The 19,142-nt window shown below is 71.3% G+C and carries 24 protein-coding genes; 15 read left to right on the top strand and 9 right to left on the bottom strand.

The features are described 5' to 3' along the window. The first annotated feature begins 79 nt into the window (after window positions 1–79). The 10 genes from EDF51_RS15145 to EDF51_RS15190 all read left to right on the top strand — a co-directional run bounded on the left by EDF51_RS15145 (window position 80) and on the right by EDF51_RS15190 (window position 7,716). Window positions 80–334 carry a hypothetical protein gene (locus tag EDF51_RS15145; RefSeq protein ID WP_017887727.1) on the top strand — a complete coding sequence of 85 codons (255 nt, stop codon included), beginning with the start codon at window positions 80–82 and terminating at the stop codon, window positions 332–334. Next, window positions 331–789, top strand: a complete 459-nt coding sequence (locus tag EDF51_RS15150; RefSeq protein WP_134195491.1) for a phage holin family protein — start codon at window positions 331–333, stop codon at window positions 787–789. Before EDF51_RS15145 ends, EDF51_RS15150 begins: the two co-directional genes overlap by 4 nt. 32 nt (window positions 790–821) lie before the next feature. Beyond that, window positions 822–1,052 carry a DUF3618 domain-containing protein gene (locus tag EDF51_RS15155; protein WP_111083767.1) on the top strand — a complete coding sequence of 77 codons (231 nt, stop codon included), beginning with the start codon at window positions 822–824 and terminating at the stop codon, window positions 1,050–1,052. Window positions 1,053–1,119: 67 nt separating this feature from the next. Further along, window positions 1,120–1,863, top strand: a complete 744-nt coding sequence (hemQ, locus tag EDF51_RS15160; protein WP_243834039.1) for a hydrogen peroxide-dependent heme synthase — start codon at window positions 1,120–1,122, stop codon at window positions 1,861–1,863. Further along, window positions 1,860–3,095 carry a ferrochelatase gene (locus EDF51_RS15165; protein WP_134195493.1) on the top strand — a complete coding sequence of 412 codons (1,236 nt, stop codon included), beginning with the start codon at window positions 1,860–1,862 and terminating at the stop codon, window positions 3,093–3,095. The genes hemQ and EDF51_RS15165 overlap by 4 nt, the downstream gene beginning before the upstream one ends. Further along, window positions 3,092–4,051, top strand: coding sequence for a hydroxymethylbilane synthase (gene hemC / locus EDF51_RS15170; RefSeq protein WP_134195495.1), 960 nt, complete (start codon window positions 3,092–3,094; stop codon window positions 4,049–4,051). Before EDF51_RS15165 ends, hemC begins: the two co-directional genes overlap by 4 nt. Before the next feature lie 116 nt (window positions 4,052–4,167). Next, window positions 4,168–4,803 (top strand): uroporphyrinogen-III synthase, encoded by a 636-nt coding sequence (locus EDF51_RS15175; RefSeq protein WP_243837146.1) that lies wholly within the window; start codon window positions 4,168–4,170, stop codon window positions 4,801–4,803. Further along, window positions 4,800–5,855: a porphobilinogen synthase gene (gene hemB / locus EDF51_RS15180; protein ID WP_260154506.1), complete on the top strand. Its 1,056-nt coding sequence runs from the start codon at window positions 4,800–4,802 to the stop codon at window positions 5,853–5,855. The genes EDF51_RS15175 and hemB overlap by 4 nt, the downstream gene beginning before the upstream one ends. Beyond that, window positions 5,852–7,183, top strand: a complete 1,332-nt coding sequence (gene hemL, locus EDF51_RS15185; protein WP_123294513.1) for a glutamate-1-semialdehyde 2,1-aminomutase — start codon at window positions 5,852–5,854, stop codon at window positions 7,181–7,183. Before hemB ends, hemL begins: the two co-directional genes overlap by 4 nt. A gap of 68 nt (window positions 7,184–7,251) precedes the next feature. After that, entirely contained in the window at window positions 7,252–7,716 is a 465-nt protein-coding gene (locus tag EDF51_RS15190) for a DIP1984 family protein (protein ID WP_123339224.1), read from the top strand. A gap of 227 nt (window positions 7,717–7,943) precedes the next feature. On the opposite strand, the gene EDF51_RS15195 is transcribed toward EDF51_RS15190, so the two are convergent. The 5 genes from EDF51_RS15195 to EDF51_RS15215 form a co-directional block, all read right to left on the bottom strand. Further along, complete coding sequence (locus tag EDF51_RS15195; RefSeq protein ID WP_131844969.1) at window positions 7,944–8,537, bottom strand: hypothetical protein; 594 nt, start codon at window positions 8,535–8,537, stop codon at window positions 7,944–7,946. Window positions 8,538–8,679: 142 nt separating this feature from the next. Continuing rightward, window positions 8,680–9,510 carry an ATP-binding cassette domain-containing protein gene (locus tag EDF51_RS15200; protein ID WP_243837139.1) on the bottom strand — a complete coding sequence of 277 codons (831 nt, stop codon included), beginning with the start codon at window positions 9,508–9,510 and terminating at the stop codon, window positions 8,680–8,682. Between the two features lie 19 nt (window positions 9,511–9,529). Next, window positions 9,530–10,237: a GntR family transcriptional regulator gene (locus EDF51_RS15205; RefSeq protein WP_123294516.1), complete on the bottom strand. Its 708-nt coding sequence runs from the start codon at window positions 10,235–10,237 to the stop codon at window positions 9,530–9,532. Window positions 10,238–10,325: 88 nt separating this feature from the next. After that, a complete protein-coding gene (locus tag EDF51_RS15210; protein WP_134195499.1) occupies window positions 10,326–11,303 on the bottom strand; it encodes an MDR family oxidoreductase in 978 nt (325 codons plus the stop codon). A 142-nt stretch (window positions 11,304–11,445) separates the two neighbouring features. After that, a complete protein-coding gene (locus EDF51_RS15215; RefSeq protein ID WP_111083779.1) occupies window positions 11,446–12,474 on the bottom strand; it encodes a 6-phosphofructokinase in 1,029 nt (342 codons plus the stop codon). An 88-nt stretch (window positions 12,475–12,562) separates the two neighbouring features. Here EDF51_RS15215 and EDF51_RS15220 point away from each other — a divergent pair, with 88 nt between their 5' ends. Continuing rightward, window positions 12,563–13,585: a DNA-3-methyladenine glycosylase 2 family protein gene (locus EDF51_RS15220; protein WP_347876524.1), complete on the top strand. Its 1,023-nt coding sequence runs from the start codon at window positions 12,563–12,565 to the stop codon at window positions 13,583–13,585. Window positions 13,586–13,683: 98 nt separating this feature from the next. On the opposite strand, the gene EDF51_RS15225 is transcribed toward EDF51_RS15220, so the two are convergent. The 3 genes from EDF51_RS15225 to EDF51_RS15235 form a co-directional block, all read right to left on the bottom strand. Beyond that, window positions 13,684–14,541, bottom strand: a complete 858-nt coding sequence (locus tag EDF51_RS15225; protein WP_134195503.1) for an NAD-dependent epimerase/dehydratase family protein — start codon at window positions 14,539–14,541, stop codon at window positions 13,684–13,686. Window positions 14,542–14,612: 71 nt separating this feature from the next. After that, window positions 14,613–15,623 (bottom strand): TerC family protein, encoded by a 1,011-nt coding sequence (locus EDF51_RS15230; RefSeq protein ID WP_134195505.1) that lies wholly within the window; start codon window positions 15,621–15,623, stop codon window positions 14,613–14,615. 109 nt (window positions 15,624–15,732) lie between these two features. Continuing rightward, window positions 15,733–16,065 (bottom strand): hypothetical protein, encoded by a 333-nt coding sequence (locus EDF51_RS15235; protein WP_134195507.1) that lies wholly within the window; start codon window positions 16,063–16,065, stop codon window positions 15,733–15,735. Between the two features lie 74 nt (window positions 16,066–16,139). Here EDF51_RS15235 and EDF51_RS15240 point away from each other — a divergent pair, with 74 nt between their 5' ends. The 3 genes from EDF51_RS15240 to EDF51_RS15250 are packed head-to-tail and all read left to right on the top strand — an operon-like array spanning window position 16,140 to window position 18,045. Continuing rightward, window positions 16,140–16,829, top strand: coding sequence for a YceI family protein (locus tag EDF51_RS15240; protein WP_134195509.1), 690 nt, complete (start codon window positions 16,140–16,142; stop codon window positions 16,827–16,829). Further along, entirely contained in the window at window positions 16,826–17,341 is a 516-nt protein-coding gene (locus tag EDF51_RS15245; RefSeq protein ID WP_123294523.1) for a sigma-70 family RNA polymerase sigma factor, read from the top strand. Before EDF51_RS15240 ends, EDF51_RS15245 begins: the two co-directional genes overlap by 4 nt. Continuing rightward, window positions 17,338–18,045, top strand: coding sequence for a zf-HC2 domain-containing protein (locus tag EDF51_RS15250; protein ID WP_134195511.1), 708 nt, complete (start codon window positions 17,338–17,340; stop codon window positions 18,043–18,045). The genes EDF51_RS15245 and EDF51_RS15250 overlap by 4 nt, the downstream gene beginning before the upstream one ends. A gap of 150 nt (window positions 18,046–18,195) precedes the next feature. On the opposite strand, the gene EDF51_RS15255 is transcribed toward EDF51_RS15250, so the two are convergent. Beyond that, window positions 18,196–18,672: a MarR family winged helix-turn-helix transcriptional regulator gene (locus EDF51_RS15255; protein ID WP_131921995.1), complete on the bottom strand. Its 477-nt coding sequence runs from the start codon at window positions 18,670–18,672 to the stop codon at window positions 18,196–18,198. 153 nt (window positions 18,673–18,825) lie between these two features. Here EDF51_RS15255 and EDF51_RS15260 point away from each other — a divergent pair, with 153 nt between their 5' ends. Continuing rightward, window positions 18,826–19,086, top strand: coding sequence for a DUF4190 domain-containing protein (locus tag EDF51_RS15260; protein ID WP_166673570.1), 261 nt, complete (start codon window positions 18,826–18,828; stop codon window positions 19,084–19,086). Window positions 19,087–19,142 lie beyond the last annotated feature (56 nt).

Genomic DNA, 19,142 nt, shown 5'->3' on the forward strand with positions numbered 1-19,142 from the left:
GGCTACTGTTGGTGAGACCGTCGGACGTATTCCGTTCGGCGCATGACCACCGCACACTGAACCAACGGAGGAATCGCACATGCGCGGAAAGCTCCTGTTCGTCGCCGGCGCCGCACTCGGGTACGTCCTGGGATCGCGAGCCGGACGGGCGCGGTACGAGCAGATCAAGACCGTCAGCGGCAAGGTCTGGAACAGCAACGGCGTCCAGAAGGGCGTGCACGTCGCCGAGGACTTCATCGCCGACAAGACCCCGGACGTCGCCGAGTTCATCGGTGAGACGACCAAGAAGGCCGTCCGCAAGGTCGGTCAGAAGAAGGACACCACCACCTCATGACCGACACCCGCGACCGCAAGTCGCGTTCGCTGTTCGGTCTGGTGGGCGACGTCCCGAAGCTCGTCAAGGGCTTGGTCAAGGGCGAGATCGACCTGCTCAAGGCCGAGATGCTCACGAAGGCCAAGATCTTCGGGCTCGCCGCGGGGCTGCTGGTCGGTGCACTCGTCATCGTGCTCTACGCGATCGGCGTGCTCCTGACCGCGGCCGTGATGGGCCTGGCGACCGTGATGCCGGCCTGGCTCGCAGCGATCGTGATCGCCGTGGCGATGCTGATCGTCGCCGCCATCCTCGGGTGGATCGGCTGGAAGCGCCTGAAGAAGGGTCTTCCGATCACGCCGAAGCGCACGATCGACAGCGTCAAGAACGACATCAACGCGGTGAAGGGGATGGGCAAGAAGCCCACTCCGCCCAGCCAGTACGGCAGCCGCAAGCCGGACGTCGGCGGCCGGTTCTGAGCCCCGACAGCCGCACCACCGACGGAGGAACCGTGACCGATCCGCACGACGATCTCGCAGACCGCGTCGCCGCGACCCGCGCCCAGCTGTTCGACACCCTCGACGCGATCGAGGACAAGCTCAACGTGCCGAAGCAGATCGGCATCGCGGCGTCGAAGGTCAAGCGCGGCATCGACGAGAAGCCGGTCCCGTACCTGGCCGGCCTCGCAGCCGGAGTAGCGGTGGTCGGGGGTATCGTCGTGATGGTGCTCCGACGGCGGTAGACCGCCCGAGCGCGGTCCACCGGGTGCGGGGCGGCCACAACCCTGGCAACCGATAGGACAAGGACCCATGAGTTCCGACGCGCCCGCTCCTGCATCCGCGCACACCTCTCCGCACGAGACCGACCCCGCGACGGGGATCGATCCCAACCTCATGACGGCGTACGCCCTCTGGGCCGTGTTCCGCAGGCCGCTCGGCCCGGTCCACCGCGTCGGTGACGACGCCGTGGCCGAGCTCGACGCCGTGGTCGCGTCCGCCGCCGAGCGCGGGGTGACCGTCCGTGGCTTCTACGACGTCTCCGGCTTCCGTGCCGACGCCGACGTCATGATCTGGCTGCACGGCGACGACGCGCAGGTCATCCAGGCCGTGCTGCGCGAGATCCGCCGCACCGGGCTGTTCCAGGACACCGAGCCGGTGTGGCACGTCATGGCGATGCACCGCGAAGCCGAGTTCAACAAGCGGCACACGCCCGCGTTCCTCCGTGGCAAGGACCCCGAGGCGTGGATCACGGTGTACCCCTTCGTCCGCTCCTTCGAGTGGTACCTCCTGCCCGAGGACGAGCGCTCGAAGATGCTGCGCGACCACGGGATCGCTGGTGCCAAGTACCGCCGCGTCCTGACGAACACCATCGCCACCTTCGCCCTGAGCGACTACGAGTGGATCCTGCCGCTCGAGAGCCCCGAGCTCGTCGACCTCGTCGACCTCATGCGCGACCTCCGGGCCACCGAGGCCCGTCTGCACGTGCGCGAAGAGGTCCCCTTCTTCACGGGTCGTCGCGTGACGACCGCCGAACTCCCGGAGGTGCTGTCATGACCGACACCAGCCTGATCACGAACGGTCAGCCCGTCCTCGCCGCCACCCCCGCGGCCGCTTCCGGCCCGGAGCACGTCGAGGTCCCGACCGCCTACGACGCGATCCTGCTCGCCGGCTTCGGTGGCCCCGAGGGCCAGGACGACGTCATCCCCTTCCTGCGCAACGTCACCCGCGGCCGCGGCATCCCCGACGAGCGGCTCGAAGAGGTCGCGCACCACTACCGGCACTTCGGCGGCGTGAGCCCGATCAACGCCCAGAACCGCGCGTTGAAGGCGGCGCTCGAGGCCGAGCTGGCATCGCGCGGCATCGACTTGCCGGTGCTCTGGGGCAACCGCAACTGGGAGCCCTACCTCGAGCAGGCCTTCACCGAAGCCGCCGACAAGGGCTACAACAAGCTCATCGCGATCGCCACGAGCGCCTACTCGTCGTTCTCGAGCTGCCGCCAGTACCGCGAGGACTACGCACGCGTGCTCGACGAGACCGGTCTGCTCGGCACCATCGAGATCGACAAGATCCGGCAGTTCTTCGACCACCCCGGCTTCGTCCGCCCGTTCGTCGACGGCGTCCGTGACGGCATGGCGAAGGCCATCGCCGAGAACGACGGCCTCGAGGTCGCGACCGAGCTGCACGTGCTGTTCTCGACCCACTCGATCCCGTCGACCGACGCTGCGAAGTCCGGCCCGGACTACCGCGGCTTCGACGAGCACGGCGCCTACGAGGCCCAGCACCTCGCCGTCGCGCAGGTCGTCCTCGACCAGGCGTGGGCGGAGCTGCTCGAGCAGCCCGAGCACGCGCACCTGCAGGGCACGTCCAAGCCCGCGTGGAAGCTCGTCTACCAGTCGCGGTCCGGCCCCCCGACGCAGCCGTGGCTCGAGCCCGACATCAACGACTACATGAACGAGGAGCTCAAGGGCGGCTCGACCCGCGCCGTGCTCATCGTCCCGCTCGGCTTCGTGAGCGACCACATGGAGGTCATGTGGGACCTCGACGAGGAAGCCACCGAGACCGCGCAGGAGCTCGGCTTCTGGTCGGTCCGCACGCAGACCCCCGGTGTCGACCCGGCCTACGTCTCCGGTCTCGTCGACCTGGTGCTCGAGCGCGTCAACGGCACCCCCACGAGCGAGCGTCCGCACCTGACCGACATCGGTCCCTGGTACGACGTCTGCCGCCCGGGCTGCTGCGAGAACGTCCGCGCTGGCTTCAAGCCCGCCGCCGCCGGCGTCGCACCGTGACCGACGCACCGAGCCCGATCCGGCTGGGCACCCGCGCCAGCCGGCTCGCGGTCGCGCAGTCGCAGGACGTCGCCGACCGCCTGGCAGCGGCGTCCGGTCGCCCGGTCGAGCTCGTCACCGTCACGAGCGAGGGCGACACGAACCGCGCCTCGCTCGCGTCGCTGGGGGGCACGGGTGTGTTCGCCAGCGCCCTGCGTGAAGCCCTGGTCGCCGGCGAGGTCGACGTCCTGGTGCACTCGCTCAAGGACCTGCCGACCGCGCCGTACCCGGGCCTGACGATCGCGGCCGTGCCGAAGCGTGCCGATGCCCGCGACGTCCTCGTCGCACGGAACGGCGCGACCGTCGAGAGCCTGCCCGAGGGCGCGAAGGTCGGCACGGGTTCACCGCGTCGCGTCGCGCAGCTCAAGGCGAAGCGCCCCGACCTGGACGTCATCGACATCCGCGGCAACATCGACACCCGGCTCGGTCGCGTCGACGACGACCTCGACGCCGTCGTGCTCGCCGCCGCCGGGCTCAGCCGCATCGACCGGCTGTCGGCCGCCACCGAACTGCTCGACCTCGGTTTCTGGCCGAGCGCTCCGGGGCAGGGCGCACTGGCGATCGAGACCCGTGCTGCCGAGACCGACACGAACCTGCTCGCCGCGCTGCGCAAGATCGAGCACGCCCCGACCCGCCTGACGGTGTCGGCCGAGCGCGAGGTGCTGGCGAAGCTCGAGGCCGGCTGCTCCGCCCCGATCGGTGCGACCGCGGTCGTGGACGCCGAGCTCCTGCTCGTCTCCGCCACCGTCTACAGCCCCGACGGCGCCGAGTACCGCACGGCGTCGCACGCGGCCGTGCTCGAGGGATCTGCGCAGGACCGTCTCGCCGAAGCACTCGAGGTCGGTGGCCGCGTGGCAGCCGAGCTGCTCGAGAACGGTGCCGGCGACCTGGCGGACCTCGCCGACTCGGTGAAGTAGAGCCCGTCACGGACACGCCCGCTCCCGTCGTCGTCATCCCCCGGGGTGGCGCGTGGGGCGAGCGCGTCGCAACGGCGGCTCGGCAGCGCGGGCTCGACCCGCGGGTCGTCCCCCTCATCACGACCGAGCCGCCGCTCGACTGCGGCCCGCTCGACCGTGCCGTCGCCCGTTTGGCCGGGTACGCGTGGGTGGTGGTGACCAGTGCGACGGCCGTGACGGTGCTCGCCGAACGCGTGACGGGCCTCCCGTCCGGTGTCCGCGTTGCGGCGGTCGGTGAGCCGACCGCCCGTGCCGCGCGTGCTGCGGGCTGGGTCGTCGACCTCGTGCCGGAGCAGGCCTCGGCCGCTGCCCTCGTCGACGCGCTGCCGGACACCGACGGCACCGTGCTCTTCCCGCGCTCCGAGATCGCCGCGCCGACCCTCGTCGACGGCCTGCGGGCCCGCGGCATCGACGTGGACGACGTGGTCGCGTACCGTACCGTGGGGACCGGCGACGAGCCGATCGCCCTCGACGCGGTGGCCGACGCGGTGCTCGTGACGAGCGGCAGCGTCGCCCGCGAGATCGCCCGCCGGATGACCCCGCTCGACCCCCGCACCCTCGTGGCCTGCATCGGCCCCGGAACCGCCGCCGACGCGCGCGCGGCCGGACTGCCGGTCCACGTCGTCGGACCCACCCGGTCCGCAGAAGCCCTGCTCGACGCCGTCGTCGAGGCCCTGAACCCCACCGCCCCCGAACAGGAAGGCCACCCGTGACCGGCCGTTTCCCCCAGGTCCGCCCCCGTCGACTCCGCGCCACCCCCGCGATGCGACGGCTCGTCGCCGAGACCCGGCTGCACCCAGCCGAGCTCGTGCTGCCGATGTTCATCCGCGAAGGCGCCACCGACGCCGTCGACATCTCGAGCATGCCGGGCGTGCAGCAGCACTCGCTCGACTCGTTCCGTCGCGCCCTGGTGTCGGCTGCGGAGGTCGGGATCGGCGGCGTGAACCTGTTCGGCGTGCCCACCACGAAGGACGCGACCGGATCCGGGGCGACCGACCCCGACGGCATCCTCAACGTGGCCATCCGCGTGGCGAGGGAAGAGGTCGGTGACGACCTGGTCGTGCAGTCCGACCTGTGCCTCGACGAGTTCACCGACCACGGCCACTGCGGCGTCCTGGCGGCGGACGGCTCCGTCGACAACGACGCGACCCTGCTGCGCTATCGCGACATGGCGGTCGCGCAGGCAGAGGCCGGCGCCGAACTGGTGTGCCTGAGCGGGATGATGGACGGCCAGATCGCCGCCGCGCGTGACGCGCTCGACGTCGCCGGGCACACCGGCACCGCGCTGCTGGCCTACGCGGCCAAGTACGCCTCCGCCTTCTACGGCCCCTTCCGCGAGGCCGTTTCGTCGTCGCTCGTCGGCGACCGGCGGACGTACCAGATCGACGCCGCCAACGGTCGGCAGGGGCTGCGCGAGGTCGCGCTCGACGTCGACGAGGGTGCCGACGTCGTGATGGTGAAGCCGGCGATGAGCTACCTCGACGTGCTCGCTGAGACCGCTGCTACTTCGCCCGTGCCGGTCTGGGCCTACCAGATCTCCGGCGAGTACGCGATGATCACGGCAGCCGCGCAGAACGGCTGGATCGACCGTGACGCCGCCGCGATGGAGTCGCTCATCGGCATCAAGCGTGCCGGCGCCGACGCGATCCTGACCTACTTCGCCGTCGACATCGCGCGGAAGCTCAACCAGGAGGCCGGTCTCCGCACCTCCGGCACCACCGCCGCAGTCGCCGGCATCGCCTCGACCGGGAAGGCCCCCGAATGACCACGAACGACCAGCTGTTCGGCCGCGCCAAGAACGCGATCCCCGGCGGCGTGAACTCGCCCGTCCGTGCCTACGGATCGGTGGGCGGCACCCCGCGCTTCCTGGTGTCGGCGAAGGGCGCGTACGTCACCGACGCCGAGGGACGTGAGTACGTCGACCTCGTGGCGTCGTGGGGGCCCGCGATCCTCGGACACGCGCACCCCGGCACCGTCGAGGCCGTGCAGCAGGCCGCCGCGCGCGGACTGTCCTTCGGCGCCTCGACCCCGGGCGAGACCGAGCTCGCCGAGCTCGTGAAGCAGCGGGTGTCGGTCGACGGCGACGGCCCCATCGAGAAGCTCCGCATGGTGTCGACCGGCACCGAGGCCACGATGACGGCGATCCGGTTGGCCCGCGGCTACACCGGCCGCGACCTGCTCGTGAAGTTCGCCGGGCACTACCACGGGCACTCCGACTCCCTGCTCGCCGAGGCCGGTTCGGGTGTCGCCACCCTGGCCCTGCCGGGCAGCGCGGGCATCACCGAGGAGACCGCGGCGCAGACCCTGGTGCTGCCGTACAACGACCTCGACGCCGTCCGCCGCGCGTTCGACGAGCACTCCGAGCGCATCGCCGGCGTCATCGTCGAGGCCGCCGCGGCGAACATGGGCGTGCTCGCTCCCGAGCGCGGGTTCAACCGCGCGCTCGCGCAGATCGTGCAGGCGCACGGGGCGCTGCTCATCGTCGACGAGGTCCTGACCGGGTTCCGCGTCGGGTCGGCCGGCTGGTGGGGCCTCGAGGCGTCGAAGGTCGTCCCCGACGGCGCCGGGTGGAAGCCCGACCTGATCACGTTCGGCAAGGTCATCGGTGGCGGCATGCCCCTCGCCGCGCTCGGCGGCCGACGCGAGGTCATGGACTTCCTCGCCCCGCTCGGCCCCGTGTACCAAGCGGGCACCCTGTCCGGCAACCCGCTCGCGGTCGCCGCCGGCATCGCCACGCTCCGGGCCGCGACGCCGTCGGTGTACGAGTCACTGAACCGCACGGCCTCGGTCATCTCCGCGGCCACGTCGGACGCGCTGTCGGCCGAGGGCGTCGCGCACACCGTGCAGCGCGCCGGCAACCTGTTCTCGTTCGCCTTCACGGACACCGCACCGCGGAACTACGACGACGTGCGGGCACAGGACGTGTTCCGGTACGCGCCGTTCTTCCACGCGATGCTCGACGCCGGGGTGACCCTGCCGCCGAGCGTGTTCGAGGCGTGGTTCGTCACGGCCGCCCACGACGAGCGGGCCGTCGGACGGATCCTCGACGCCCTGCCAGCAGCAGCGAAGGCAGCGGCCGCCGCGACGGCGTAGGCAGTGGCCGCCGCGGCGGCGTAGGGGTCGGCGCTCCGTGCCGGGGCCTCGGCTGGTTGACTGGCCACATGCAACTCGCCGAGGCACTCATCGAGCGCGCCGACCTGCAGAAGCGCATCGAGCAACTGCGCGGCCGCATCGCCGCGAACGCCCGCTACCAAGAGGGCGAGGAGCCCGACGAGGACGCCCGCGAACTCCTCGCCGAGGCCGAACGGTCGATCGACGCGCTCGAGGTCTTGCTCGCCCGCATCAACGCGACGAACGCCAGCACCACCGTGGCGTCCGGGCAGACCGTCACCGCACTGCTCGCCCGACGCGATGCCCTGCGGCTGCGGCACGCGCTCGTCACCGGAGCGGCGGACGCCACGGCCGGCACGAACGGCGGCTACCGACAGCTCCGCAGCGAACTCCGCACGTTCGCCGCGCTGCCGACCGCCGAACTCCGGTCTCGGGCCGACGCCCTGGCGAAGGAGATCCGCGAACTCGACGCGGTCGTCCAGCGCACCAACTGGGAGGTCACCCTGGTCGACTGAACAGCGGGGCGGTGCGTCGGTAGACGGACCGGGGCGGGTACGGACCCGACGACCGGCGGGCAACCCGGTCACCTGTCGGCGCAGTGGGCAGCGCCATGGCGAGAGCCGTGCACATCGCAGCCCAGCACGTCGCACCAGGTACGGTGCACACCGCACCACGCACAACCGCGTACCGACCGGACCGACGAGGGCGGGACAGGGGACAGCACCGCCCCACCCTCGACGGGTCAGGAGCAGTCGGCCTTGGTGAAGGTCGTGTCGAGCGTCTTCGAGGTGCCGTCGAACGCGTAGGTGTACCGCATGTCGACGCCCTCGTCGAGGAGGTCCTTCGTGTCGCTGTTCGAGCAGAGCGTCGGGCCGACCGAGTCGCGGATGGCGCTCTCGGTGATCGACGCCGGGTCGACGCTGGACGACACCGTGTAGTCGTAGTGGATCGCGTTGCCCTCGGCCTCGACGCCCGTCCACGACGTCACCGAGTCGACCTGCTTCGGCAGGTCGCTCTGCTCGCGGATCTGCACGACGGCCTTCGAGACCTTCTCCTCCGTCGAGTCGCTGAACGCGGCGGTGAGCGCCTGGCGGACCAGGAACGCGACGACCACGGCGACGACGACGCCGAGCAGTGAGATGAGGACGCGCTTGCCACGGGACTGCTTGGGCGGCGGGGCGTACGGAGCGCCGGCGGCAGCGGGCTGCGCGTACGGCTGCTGGCCGGGCTGCTGCTGCGCCCAGGGCTGCTGGCCCGGCTGCTGCGGACCGGGTTGCTGCGGGCCGGCGTTCGGCTGCGGCTCGGACCCCGGGTAGGGCGGCGGCGTGTTCGTCATGGTGTTCCCCCTCGTTGCGGTGCGCGGCCTGACACCGTCGTCCGGCATCGGGTCCCTCCCCGACACGGGCCGCGGACACCTGAGCAACCATCCAAGCACAGGCCGGAGCGCCGCAACGCGCCTGTCCGGCCCCCGCGACGGGTCAGGCGGAACGGCGTGCGGCCCAGCGGCCCTCGGAGCGCAGGATCGCGAGCGGGAAGTCGAACGCGTGCGACACCGCCGACGACGTGATGACCTCGTCCGCCGTGCCCTGTGCCACCACGGCACCGTCGCGGAGGAGCATCGCGTGCGAGGTCGACACCGGCAGGTCCTCGAGGTGGTGCGTGACCATGACGCTCCCGAGCTCGGGGTGTCGGTGCCGCAGGGCGTCGACCGTCTCGAGCAGGTGCTCGCGCGCGGCGACGTCGAGCCCGGTCGCCGGTTCGTCGAGCAGCAGCAACTGCGGCTCGGACATCAGTGCCCGTGCGATGAGGGTCCGTCCGCGTTCGCCCTGGGACAGCACGGGCCAGCGTGCGTCGCGTCGTGCGGCGAGCCCGACGTCGGCGATGTGCTGCTCGGCCAGTGCGACCTGCGCGGCCGTGGGCTCCCACCGCATCATGAGGTCGGTGGTGCCCGTCAGTCCCGTCAGCACCGTCTCGAGCACGGTGAGCGGGGAGAGCATCCGGTGCCGCGGGTCGACGTGGCCGATGTGCTCACGCAGCTCGCGGACGTCGACGCGTCCGAGGCGTCGGCCGAGCACCTCGACCGTGCCCGCCGTGGGGTGGCCCGTCGCCCCGAGCACCGCGAGCAGCGTCGACTTGCCGGCGCCGTTCGGTCCGAGGAGCGCCCAGTGCTCACCGCGGCGGACGGTCAGGTCGACCTCGTGCAGCAGGTCGCGGCCGGAGCGCGTCACACGGACGCCCTCGGCACGGAGCAGGACGTCGTCGGCGCGGAACTGGGCGCCCGCGGCGCGGAACTGGTCGGTGTCGGTCACGACTCCATCGTGGCCGACGTCAGCGCCGTTCGGTGCCGTCGGCCAGCGCGCCGCCCTCGGCGACGAACGCGCGGGCCTGCACGGTGTGCTCCTCGACGGTGCTGCTGAGCGAACGGATCACCGCGGCCGCTGCTTCGCCGTCTCGCTTCGAGATCGCCGCACGGAGCGGGTCGACGAAGTGCTTGACGTCCCAGAACATGCCGCTCTGGTGGGTCAGGGCGAGGAAGTTCGCGCGGGGCAGCAGCGAGGTCGACAGCTGGACAAGCAGGTCGTTGTCCGCCGCACCGATCAACTGGGTGACGACCGCGCCGACCTGTGTCGAGACGTCGCCGGCCCGCTCCTGCTCGGCGGCCGTGCGCAGGGCTTCCAGCGTGTCGACGAGGCGGGTGGCCGCAGCGTCGTCGAGCTTCGGGACGGCCCAGCGGGCGGCGAGCTCCGTGACGCCGGCGAGCACCTGGATGGTGTCGTCGAACTGCTTGGCGGTGGGCGACGCGACCCGGGTGTACCGGTTCGCCTCCATCTCGACCAAGCCGTAGTCGACGAGCTTGGCGATCGCCTCACGGATGGGCGTGCGACTGACACCGAGCCACTGGACCAGTTCGTCGTCGTTGAGCCGTTCGCCGGCCTGCAGCGTGCCGTCCTGGATCGCGGCCAACATCTTCTCGAGGACCACGTCGCGGAGCAGCTTGCGCGGCGAGTTCTCGACGGTCGACTTGGGTACCGGCATGACGGACTCCTCGTGTCACGGACGTTTGGTATCCAAACCCTAACGTGTCAATATGCAATCGTTTGCGGAATAACAGCATCCCAGAACATCAGCCACGCACGTCGACCACCGTGCGTCCGTGCACCCGACCGGCGACCACCTCGGCGCCGATCTCGATCGCCTGCTCCGGGGTGACGGTCCGGGTGACACCCGCCAGCAGCGCCGGGTCGAGGTCGGTCGCCAACCGCTCCCACGCCCGGTGCCGCAGTTCCGACGGGGCGTCCACCGAGTTGATGCCGAGCAGCGACACCGCACGCAGGATGAACGGCAGCACCGTCGTGGGCAGCGCGGAGTCCTGCGCGAGCCCGCACGCCGTGACGGCTCCACCCCACCGGGTGCCGGCCAGCACGTTCGCCAGGGTGGCCCCGCCGACGCTGTCCACGGCGCCGTCCCACGCGGCACGCTGCATCGGCTTGCCGGGCTCGGACAGGGCACCCCGGTCCACGACCTCGGTCGCGCCGAGGCGTCGGAGCGAGGCCTCGTTGGTGCTCCGGCCCGTCGACGCGGTGACCTCGTACCCGCGCGCGGCGAGCAGGGCGATCGCCACCGTCCCCACCCCGCCGGACGCACCCGTGACGAGCACCGGCCCGGCACCCGGTTCGACGAACCGTTCGAGCGCGAGCACGCTGAGCATCGCCGTGAACCCCGCCGTGCCGATCGCCGCCGCGAACGAGTCCTCGATCGCCTCGGGCAGGACCACGAGGGAACCGGACGGCAGCACGGCGTGCTGCGCCCAACCACCGTGCCGGGTCTCACCGAGCCCGGCACCGTTCAGCACGATGCGGTCGCCGATCGAAACGTCGTGCACACCCGGTCCGAGCGCCGACACGGTCCCGACGACGTCGATGCCGGGCACGAGCGGGTCGACCCGCGCGACGCCGGGGTTCCTGGCGAGGGCGAGGCCGTCCTTGTAGTTGACGCTCGAGTACGTGACGTCGACGAGGGCTTCGCCCTCGGTCGGATCGGGCAGGTCGACGTCGGCGACGGTGGGCGGGGCTGAACTGGACACGACTACGGCGCGGGTCATGCGCCGGACGCTACCCCGGGCCTCCCGGCCAGCGGTCCGTTCTTTCCCAGAACGCGTGCGATCCCTGGCGGAACCGGGCGTACCGGGCCGGAAAAAACGACCAGGTACGCCCGAAACGGCCAGGTACGCGTGCAGCGAGCGCTCACCCGAACATGATGGCGGCTTCGTCGAAGCGCGCCTGCGGCACGGTCTTCAACTCGCCGAGCGCCTCGTCGAACGAGACGTGCACGATGTCGGTGCCCTTCAGGGCGACCATCCGGCCCCATCGTTCCTCGACCACCGAGTCGATGGCCGCCAGGCCGAGCCGCGTCGACAGCACCCGGTCGTACGCGGTCGGCGTGCCACCGCGCTGGATGTGCCCGAGGGTCGTGGCACGCGTCTCGATGCCCGTCATCTCCTCGATGAGGGGCGCGAGGCGCTCGCCGATGCCACCCAGCCGCGGACGCCCGAAGGCGTCGAGCCCGCGCTCGGTGTGCGCGTTGTCCTCGTGGTCGGGGACGAAGCCCTCGGCCACCACGACGAGCGGTGCACGCCCGCGGTCGTAGGCGGCACGCACCCACTTCGCGATCTGCTCCATGCTCGTCTTCTGCTCCGGGATCAGGATCGCGTGCGCGCCCGCGGCCATGCCGGAGTGCAGGGCGATCCAGCCGACGTGCCGGCCCATGACCTCGGCGACCATGCAGCGGGAGTGCGACTCGCCGGTGGTGCGGAGGCGGTCCATCGCTTCCGTCGCGATCGCGACGGCGGTGTCGAAGCCGAACGTGTAGTCGGTGGCGCCCAGGTCGTTGTCGACCGTCTTCGGGACGCCGACGATCTTCAGCCCGGCGTCGGTCAGGCGCTTCGCCGCGGCGAGCGTGCCCTCGCCGCCGATCGCGACGATGGCGTCGATGCCGTGGCGGTCCAGGGTCTTCGAGATGTTCTCGACGCCGCCGTTCGGGCCCTCGAAGGGGTTCGTGCGGCTGGTGCCCAGGATCGTGCCGCCCTGCTTGGCGATGCCTTGGATGTCCTTGCGGCCGAGCGGGACGATGTCGCCGTCGACGACGCCGCGCCAGCCGTCCCGGAACCCGACGAACTCGTGGCCGTGGATGGCGATGCCCTTGAGGACGATCGCGCGGATGACCGCGTTCAGACCGGGGCAGTCGCCTCCGGAGGTGAGGATGCCGATGCGCATGGGAACTCCGTCGTCGGGTGGTGCGGGTGGGGGTCGTGGGGGACTGCGACCATCATGACTGACGGTGGTTGCGCATTACCATCCCGGTGTGACCCTGCTCGACTCCGCCTCGTCGTCCGCTGGTGCGTCCGGCGACGCGTCCGGCGCGTCCGGTGCGTCCGGTGACGCATCCGGTGCTCCTGGTGCGTCCGGCGGTGCGTCTCGCGTCGACACCGTGTACCGACCGGGAGGCCCGGTGAACGTCACGTCGACCCTGCGGCCCCTGCAGCGCGGCTCCGGCGACCCCGCCTACAAGGTGGTCGGCTCGGACGTGTGGCTCGCCCTGCGGACGCCCACCGGCCCCGCTGCCGTTGCGATCCGGCCGGCCGGCGACACCATCGCGGTCTCGGCGTGGGGCGACGGCGCTGCGTGGGCGGTCGAGCACGCGCCGGAGCTGCTCGGTCGCGGCGACGACTGGGACGGGTTCGACGTCTCCGGGCACGCGTTCCTCGCTGCCGCCCGACACCGGCAGCCCGGACTCCGGCTGCTCCGGACGAACACCGTCGTCGCGATGCTCGTGCCGGCGATCATGGAGCAGAAGGTGACCTCGCGGCAGGCGTGGGGCGCGTGGCGGTACCTGCTCCGTCGGTACGGCACGCCCGCGCCGGGTCCTGCGCCGGAGGGACTGACGGTGCCGCCGACGGCCGACGAGTGGGCGCGGATCCCGAGCTGGGAGTGGCACAGGGCCGGCATCGAGCCCGGACGGTCGGCGACGGTGATGCGCGCGGTGCGTGTGGCTCCGGCGCTCGAACGGACGCTGACGCTCGGTCGCGGCGGTTCGGTCGTGTCGGCGCGGCTCCAGTCGATCCCCGGCATCGGGAAGTGGACGGCTGCCGAGACCGCGCAGCGCTCCCATGGCGACCCGGACTCGCCGAGCGTCGGGGACTTCCACGTCCCCGCGCTGGTCGGGTGGGCGCTGACCGGGGGACCGGTCGACGACGACGGGATGCTCGAGCTGCTCGAGCCGTGGCGGGGGCACCGGGAGCGGGTCGTGCGGCTGATCGGCGGCTCGGGGTTCCGGAAGCCGTCGTTCGGGCCGCGGCTCACGATCCAGGACCACCGCGGGCACTGAGCGGTCGCGCCCGCGGCTCGCTTTCGTCCGCACCCTCTTCGCGACACGACACCAGGTGATCACGTGGTGTCCTGTCGGAGAACCGATGTCGCGCCGGGTCAGGGGTGGCGGACGCCCTCGCCGGCCAGCACGGCGCGGTAGCCCTCGCGGAACGTCGGGTACTGCGGCGCCCAGCCGGTGGACCGGAGCAGCGCGTTCGACAAGCGCTTGTCACCACCGGACTGCCGGGCACCGCCGTCACCGGTGACGGGCTCGGGAACGCCGAGCTCGTCGGCCAGGAACCGCAGCACGTCGTCGAGGCGGCTCGGTTCGTCGTCGGTGCCGAGGTACGTCGGCGCCGGGTCCTCCACGGTCGCCAGGTGCACGAGCGCAGCAGCGGCGTCGTCGCGGTGGATCCGGTTCGTGTGCGGTGAGACCCCCGGCGCCAGGCGAGCAGAACCGGAGCGGACCTGGTCAATCAGGCGCTCGCGGCCCGGACCGTAGACACCGGACAGCCGCACGAGCACGGCGTCGGGAGCACGGTCGCGCAGCAGCGCCTCGGCCTCGACCAGGACCTCGGCGGTCGGGGTCGCACCGTACGCCGGGGTGTCCTCGGTGACCTCGCTGCCGTCGTCGACGTCGTACACCGCGGTCGAGGACACCACGAGCAGGCGTGGATCGGCGTCCGAGGCGTCGATGCCGTCGAGCACGTTCCGCAGGCCGTCGACGTAGGTGGCGCGGTACTCGTCGACGGCACGGCTGCCCGCGGCGAAGGCCACGACGACGACGGTGGTGTCGGCGGGGATCTCGGGGACCTCGTGCCGCAGGTCGGCGCTGCGACCGGTGAGCGGCGCCGGGACCAGTTCGGCGCGGCGTCGGAGGCCGATCACGTGGTGTCCCCGGCGCGCGAAGCGGAGACCGGCTTCGGTCCCGAGGTCGCCGCAGCCGGCGATCACGACGGTGTCGTTGTTGTGCACCCGTCGACCTTGGCACGGGCAGCTGGTGGACGCTCCAGCGCCCGGTCTGGTGCCGCTCAGAGCACCTTCCGTCAGTCCGAGGTACGAGCGGGTTCTTCGTCCTTCGCCTCGACGCCGTCGTGGCGCATCCGCACGACGCTGGCCAGGGTCGACAGCGCCATCGCGGCGATGATCACGATCAAGGAGACCCAGGTGTTGATCTCCGGTGCCCACTCGATGTGCTCGCCACCGTTCAGGAAGGGCAGCTCGTTGTCGTGCAGTGCGTGCAGGACGAGCTTCACACCGATGAACGCGAGGATCACCGCGATGCCGTACTTCAGGTAGACGAGCCGCTCCAGCAGGCCACCGAGCAGGAAGTACAGCTGCCGCAGACCCATCAGGGCGAAGACGTTCGCGGTGAACACGATGAACGGGCTCTCGGTGATGCCGAAGATCGCGGGGATCGAGTCGAGTGCGAACAGCAGGTCGGTGGTGCCGATGGCGATCAGCACGATGAGCAACGGGGTGAAGTGCCGCACGCCGTCGTGGGTGGTCCGGAACTTCATGCCGTCGAACGTGTCGGTGAGGCGCACCCGACGGCGGAGCAGCCGGACGATGAAGCTGTCCTTCTGGTCGTCGGCATCGTCCTCGCCGCGGAGCTGCTGGATCGCCGTCCAGATCAGCCAGGCGCCGAAGATGTAGAAGATCCACGAGAAGTTCTCGATGAGCTGGGCGCCGACGAGGATGAAGATGCCGCGCAGCACGAGCGCGATGATGATGCCGAGCATCAGCACCTCTTGCTGGATCTTCTTCGGCACCGAGAACCGCGCCATGATGATGACGAAGACGAACAGGTTGTCGATGCTCAGGCTGTACTCGGTGAGCCAACCGGCCAGGAACTCACCTGCCGAGTCGCCGCCCGCGAACACGAGCATCAGGACCGCGAAGACCAGCGCGAGCCCCACGTAGACGCCCACCCACGTCGCCGACTCGCGCAGCGTCGGCACGTGCGGCCGGCGCGCGACGATGAGCAGGTCGGCGAGCAGGATCGCGACGATCGCGATCAGCGAGCCGACTTCGAACGCGACGGGGAGTTCGGGCATCTGGTGTGTTCCTTGCTGGTGGTGGGCGGGCACTCGAGCACGGCCGGGCTCGGTTGCTGTCCCCTCTAGTGTCGGGGACGTTCGCACACCGAGCGACCGCGTCCCGCGTTCAGTGACCGGGGCCGTCGACCGGTGGGTCCGCTGGGAACGGCCGTCGTGCGACCCAGATCTGTACTCCGACGAGCACACCGAGCATTCCGCCGAAGCACAGGAACACCCATCCGGCCGCCGGGTGGCCGCCACTGATGAAGACCGCACCGATGACGAACCCCGATGCGGCTCCGAGCCCGTGGAACACCAGCGAGACCACCGTCCAGCCCGGACTCGCGTTCATCGTCAGCTGAGCGTCCCGGACCCATCCCGCATCCCGCGTGCGCCGGAGCACGACGACCGTCGTGGCGATCGAGACGCCGACGGCCACCAGCAGCATGACCAGTTCCACGGCGCATCGACCTCCTCCGGCATCGTCGTCACGTCGACGATGAACGATCCAGACTGCCACCTCGTTGACCGGGTATGGGACTCCGCACACGCACCAAGGTCATCATCGGCATCTCCACCGGCGTCGTGGTCATCGCGGCCGCCGCCGTCATCGCCGGTCCGTCCATCTACGCGAACACCGTCAACGGACAGGCCGCCGCAGCTCCCTCCCTGGAAGCGACGTCGTCCGCCACCCTCGACGCAGCGGACGCCGACGGCACCTGGACCAGCACGAAGACCTCGTACGCCGGCTACCGGGTGCACGAGGTCCTGCAGGGGAATGATGTGAACGTGGTCGGACGCACGAAGGACGTCGAGGGCACCGCCGAGGTCGACGGCGGCTCCCTCGCGACGGCGACGGTCACGGTCCAGGTCGCGAAGATCTCCACCCCCGAGTCCGCGCGCGACGCCTACTTCCGGGACACCGCGCTGGAGACGGACAAGTTCCCGACGGCGACGTTCACGCTGACGAAGCCCGTCGACGTCTCGAAGGCGCTCGACGGCAGCGCGCAGGACGTCACCCTGACCGGCACGATGGACCTGCACGGCGTCACGAAGGCCGTCACCGCCGACGCGCAGGTGGCGGTCGGCACGGGAGGCACCGTCCAGGTCGCCGGCTCGGTGCCGATCACGTTCGCCGACTACGGCGTGAAGGCTCCCTCGCTCGGCTTCGTCACCGTGGACGGGAAGGGCACCGTCGAGTTCTCCCTCGACCTGCAAAAGTGACCGTGTCGAGTCGTTCCGCCGACGAGCTTCTCGCGACGCTGTACCGCGAGCACGGTGACGCGCTCACCCGGTACGTCCGGCATCTCACGCGGGACGGCTCGGCGGTCGAGGACGTCGTGCAGGAGACCATGGTCCGCGCTTGGCAGCGCCCAGCGGTGCTGGAACGCGCGCCGGACAGCGCCCGCGCCTGGCTGTTCACGGTCGCGCGGAACCTGGTCGTCGACGACGCGCGATCGGCTCGGAACCGCCGGGAGTTCGGCACCGAGCACCCCGTCGACCGCGCCGAGTCGGACCGCACCGACGCCGTGCTCGACCGCATCGTCGTGGCCGACGCGCTCGCCTCGCTCTCGCCGGACCACCGCCGCGTGGTGGTGGACGCCTACTGGCTCGGCCACACGGTGCCGGAGATCGCACGACGACACGACATCCCCGAGGGAACCGCGAAGTCGCGGCTGCACTACGGGCTGCGAGCCCTGCGGCTCGCACTGCAGGAACGAGGAGTGACCCGATGAGCGACGACCGGTACGCAGAGTGGGACGCGGCGTACGTGCTCGGGTCCCTGAGCCCGGACGAGCGGCTCGAGTACGAGCAGCACCTGGAGACGTGCGACCGTTGCACGGCCGCCGTCGCCGAGCTGGTCGGCCTGCCCGGTCTGCTCGCCAAGCTGCCGGCCGACCAGGCGATCGAGATCGCCGAACCGGACGGGAGGCCCGACACCGGTTCCGAGAGCACCCTCGCCTCGGTCGCGCACCGCGTTCGACACCGTCGCCGCCGTCGCCGGGTCTGGGTCGCCGCCACCGCGGGGCTCGCGGTGGTCGCTGCCGTCCTGGGCGGACTCGCCGTCGGCACGGCGGGGAACCGCGGCTCGGTGCAGGCCGGACGTGACGTCTCGGCATCGGCGACTGCGGACCGCTACAACATGACCGGCGCCCAGGGATTCGACGTCGACCTGGCCGTCAGCGGTGAACAGTGGGGCACCCGCTTCGACTGGGGTTGCTCGTACGGCGGCAAGGAGTGGGCGGCGGACGGCTCGGTCATGTACGACCTCGTCGTGGTGCGGTCCGACGGCACCGCGCAGATCGTCGGCTCGTGGACGGCCGCGGGCGAGGACGCGAAGGGACTGTCGGCGTCGACGGACATCCCGCGCGACGACATCGCGAGCGTGCAGGTGCGGCTCCGCGGCGAACAGGGAGCCCTCGCCGTCGTCGACCTCTGACCGCCCGCCCGCCGCGCCGCCCGCCGCCCCCCGAGCCCCCCGAGATTCCGAGATTTCGGCATCTGGGCGCAGCTCAGGGCCGTTCGTGGAACCTCGGCGCTCCCCGTGCGGCGAGTCGTGGAACCTCGGCGGGCGGACGTGCGGGGGCAGCTAGCCCGAGACGGCCTCGTCCGACACGTCGGGGCCGATCGCGTCCTGGACGCGCGCGCTGACGGACCGGAGGATGTCCGCGTCGGTCCCCACGGGCCTCCAGAACAGGTCTTCCAGCGCACCGGTGTGCGCGCGGATGCCGGCGAGCACCGCGCGGCGGCCGTCGGGGGTCATCTCCACCCAGCTGCCGCGGCCGTCGGTCGGGCAGTCGGCGCGTCCGACCAGGCCGCGGGAGACCATCCGTGTGACCTGGTGGCTGACGCGCGACTTCTCCCAACCGATGCCGGCGGCGATGTCGCGGACGCGCAGCCGGTGGTCCGGCTCGCGCTGCAGCCCGATCAGGATCTCGAACTCGGGGATGGAGATGCCGGCGCCAGCCTGGACGGCCTGGTCGAGCGCTCGATCGAGGCGTCGCCAGACGTCGTGGTAGGCGTCCCACGTCGCCCAGTCGTGGCCATCGTTGCCCTGCGTCGACATGCCGACCAGCGTATCCACCGTGGGGACCGACCGACCCCGCCGCCGCGTCTTTCATCCGTCCGGATGACCCGAACGGGGCGCTGCGGAGCGATCCGTCCGGCCCGTACGATGACCGGGCCGTGCAGCGCTCGGCGCGACGAGACAGGAACCCGCATGACGAACCCGTACGCACAGCCGCCGATCACACCGGTGCGCCCGACGAACACCCTGGCGATCATCGCGCTCGTGCTGGGGTTCGTGGTGCCCATCGGCGGGGTCGTCGTGGGGCTCATCGCGCTGCCGCAGCTGCGGCGGACGGGCGAGGCCGGCCGCGGTCTCGCGATCACGGGCATCGTCGTCGGCGCGGTCATCTCCGTCTTCACGGTGCTGCCGGTGCTGCTCATGCTGCCGGAACTGATCCGGGTCTTCGGCTGACGTCATCCCCCAGGACAGTTCCGAGCCGACGTGCGGCGCGCTCCAAGGTGAGGTCG

Source organism: Curtobacterium sp. PhB25 (assembly GCF_004365375.1).
Classification (GTDB): domain Bacteria; phylum Actinomycetota; class Actinomycetes; order Actinomycetales; family Microbacteriaceae; genus Curtobacterium.

Excerpts from the sequence above, each read along its gene's own strand:
- EDF51_RS15145 (WP_017887727.1), top strand. The coding sequence starts at position 80 with ATGCGCGGAAAGCTCCTGTTCGTCGCCGGCGCCGCACTCGGGTACGTC.
- EDF51_RS15150 (WP_134195491.1), top strand. The coding sequence starts at position 331 with ATGACCGACACCCGCGACCGCAAGTCGCGTTCGCTGTTCGGTCTGGTG.
- hemQ (WP_243834039.1), top strand. The coding sequence starts at position 1,120 with ATGAGTTCCGACGCGCCCGCTCCTGCATCCGCGCACACCTCTCCGCAC.
- EDF51_RS15165 (WP_134195493.1), top strand. The coding sequence starts at position 1,860 with ATGACCGACACCAGCCTGATCACGAACGGTCAGCCCGTCCTCGCCGCC.
- hemL (WP_123294513.1), top strand. The coding sequence starts at position 5,852 with ATGACCACGAACGACCAGCTGTTCGGCCGCGCCAAGAACGCGATCCCC.
- EDF51_RS15190 (WP_123339224.1), top strand. The coding sequence starts at position 7,252 with ATGCAACTCGCCGAGGCACTCATCGAGCGCGCCGACCTGCAGAAGCGC.
- EDF51_RS15195 (WP_131844969.1), bottom strand. The coding sequence starts at position 8,537 with ATGACGAACACGCCGCCGCCCTACCCGGGGTCCGAGCCGCAGCCGAAC.
- EDF51_RS15205 (WP_123294516.1), bottom strand. The coding sequence starts at position 10,237 with ATGCCGGTACCCAAGTCGACCGTCGAGAACTCGCCGCGCAAGCTGCTC.
- EDF51_RS15210 (WP_134195499.1), bottom strand. The coding sequence starts at position 11,303 with ATGACCCGCGCCGTAGTCGTGTCCAGTTCAGCCCCGCCCACCGTCGCC.
- EDF51_RS15215 (WP_111083779.1), bottom strand. The coding sequence starts at position 12,474 with ATGCGCATCGGCATCCTCACCTCCGGAGGCGACTGCCCCGGTCTGAAC.
- EDF51_RS15230 (WP_134195505.1), bottom strand. The coding sequence starts at position 15,623 with ATGCCCGAACTCCCCGTCGCGTTCGAAGTCGGCTCGCTGATCGCGATC.
- EDF51_RS15240 (WP_134195509.1), top strand. The coding sequence starts at position 16,140 with ATGGGACTCCGCACACGCACCAAGGTCATCATCGGCATCTCCACCGGC.
- EDF51_RS15250 (WP_134195511.1), top strand. The coding sequence starts at position 17,338 with ATGAGCGACGACCGGTACGCAGAGTGGGACGCGGCGTACGTGCTCGGG.
- EDF51_RS15255 (WP_131921995.1), bottom strand. The coding sequence starts at position 18,672 with ATGTCGACGCAGGGCAACGATGGCCACGACTGGGCGACGTGGGACGCC.
- EDF51_RS15260 (WP_166673570.1), top strand. The coding sequence starts at position 18,826 with ATGACGAACCCGTACGCACAGCCGCCGATCACACCGGTGCGCCCGACG.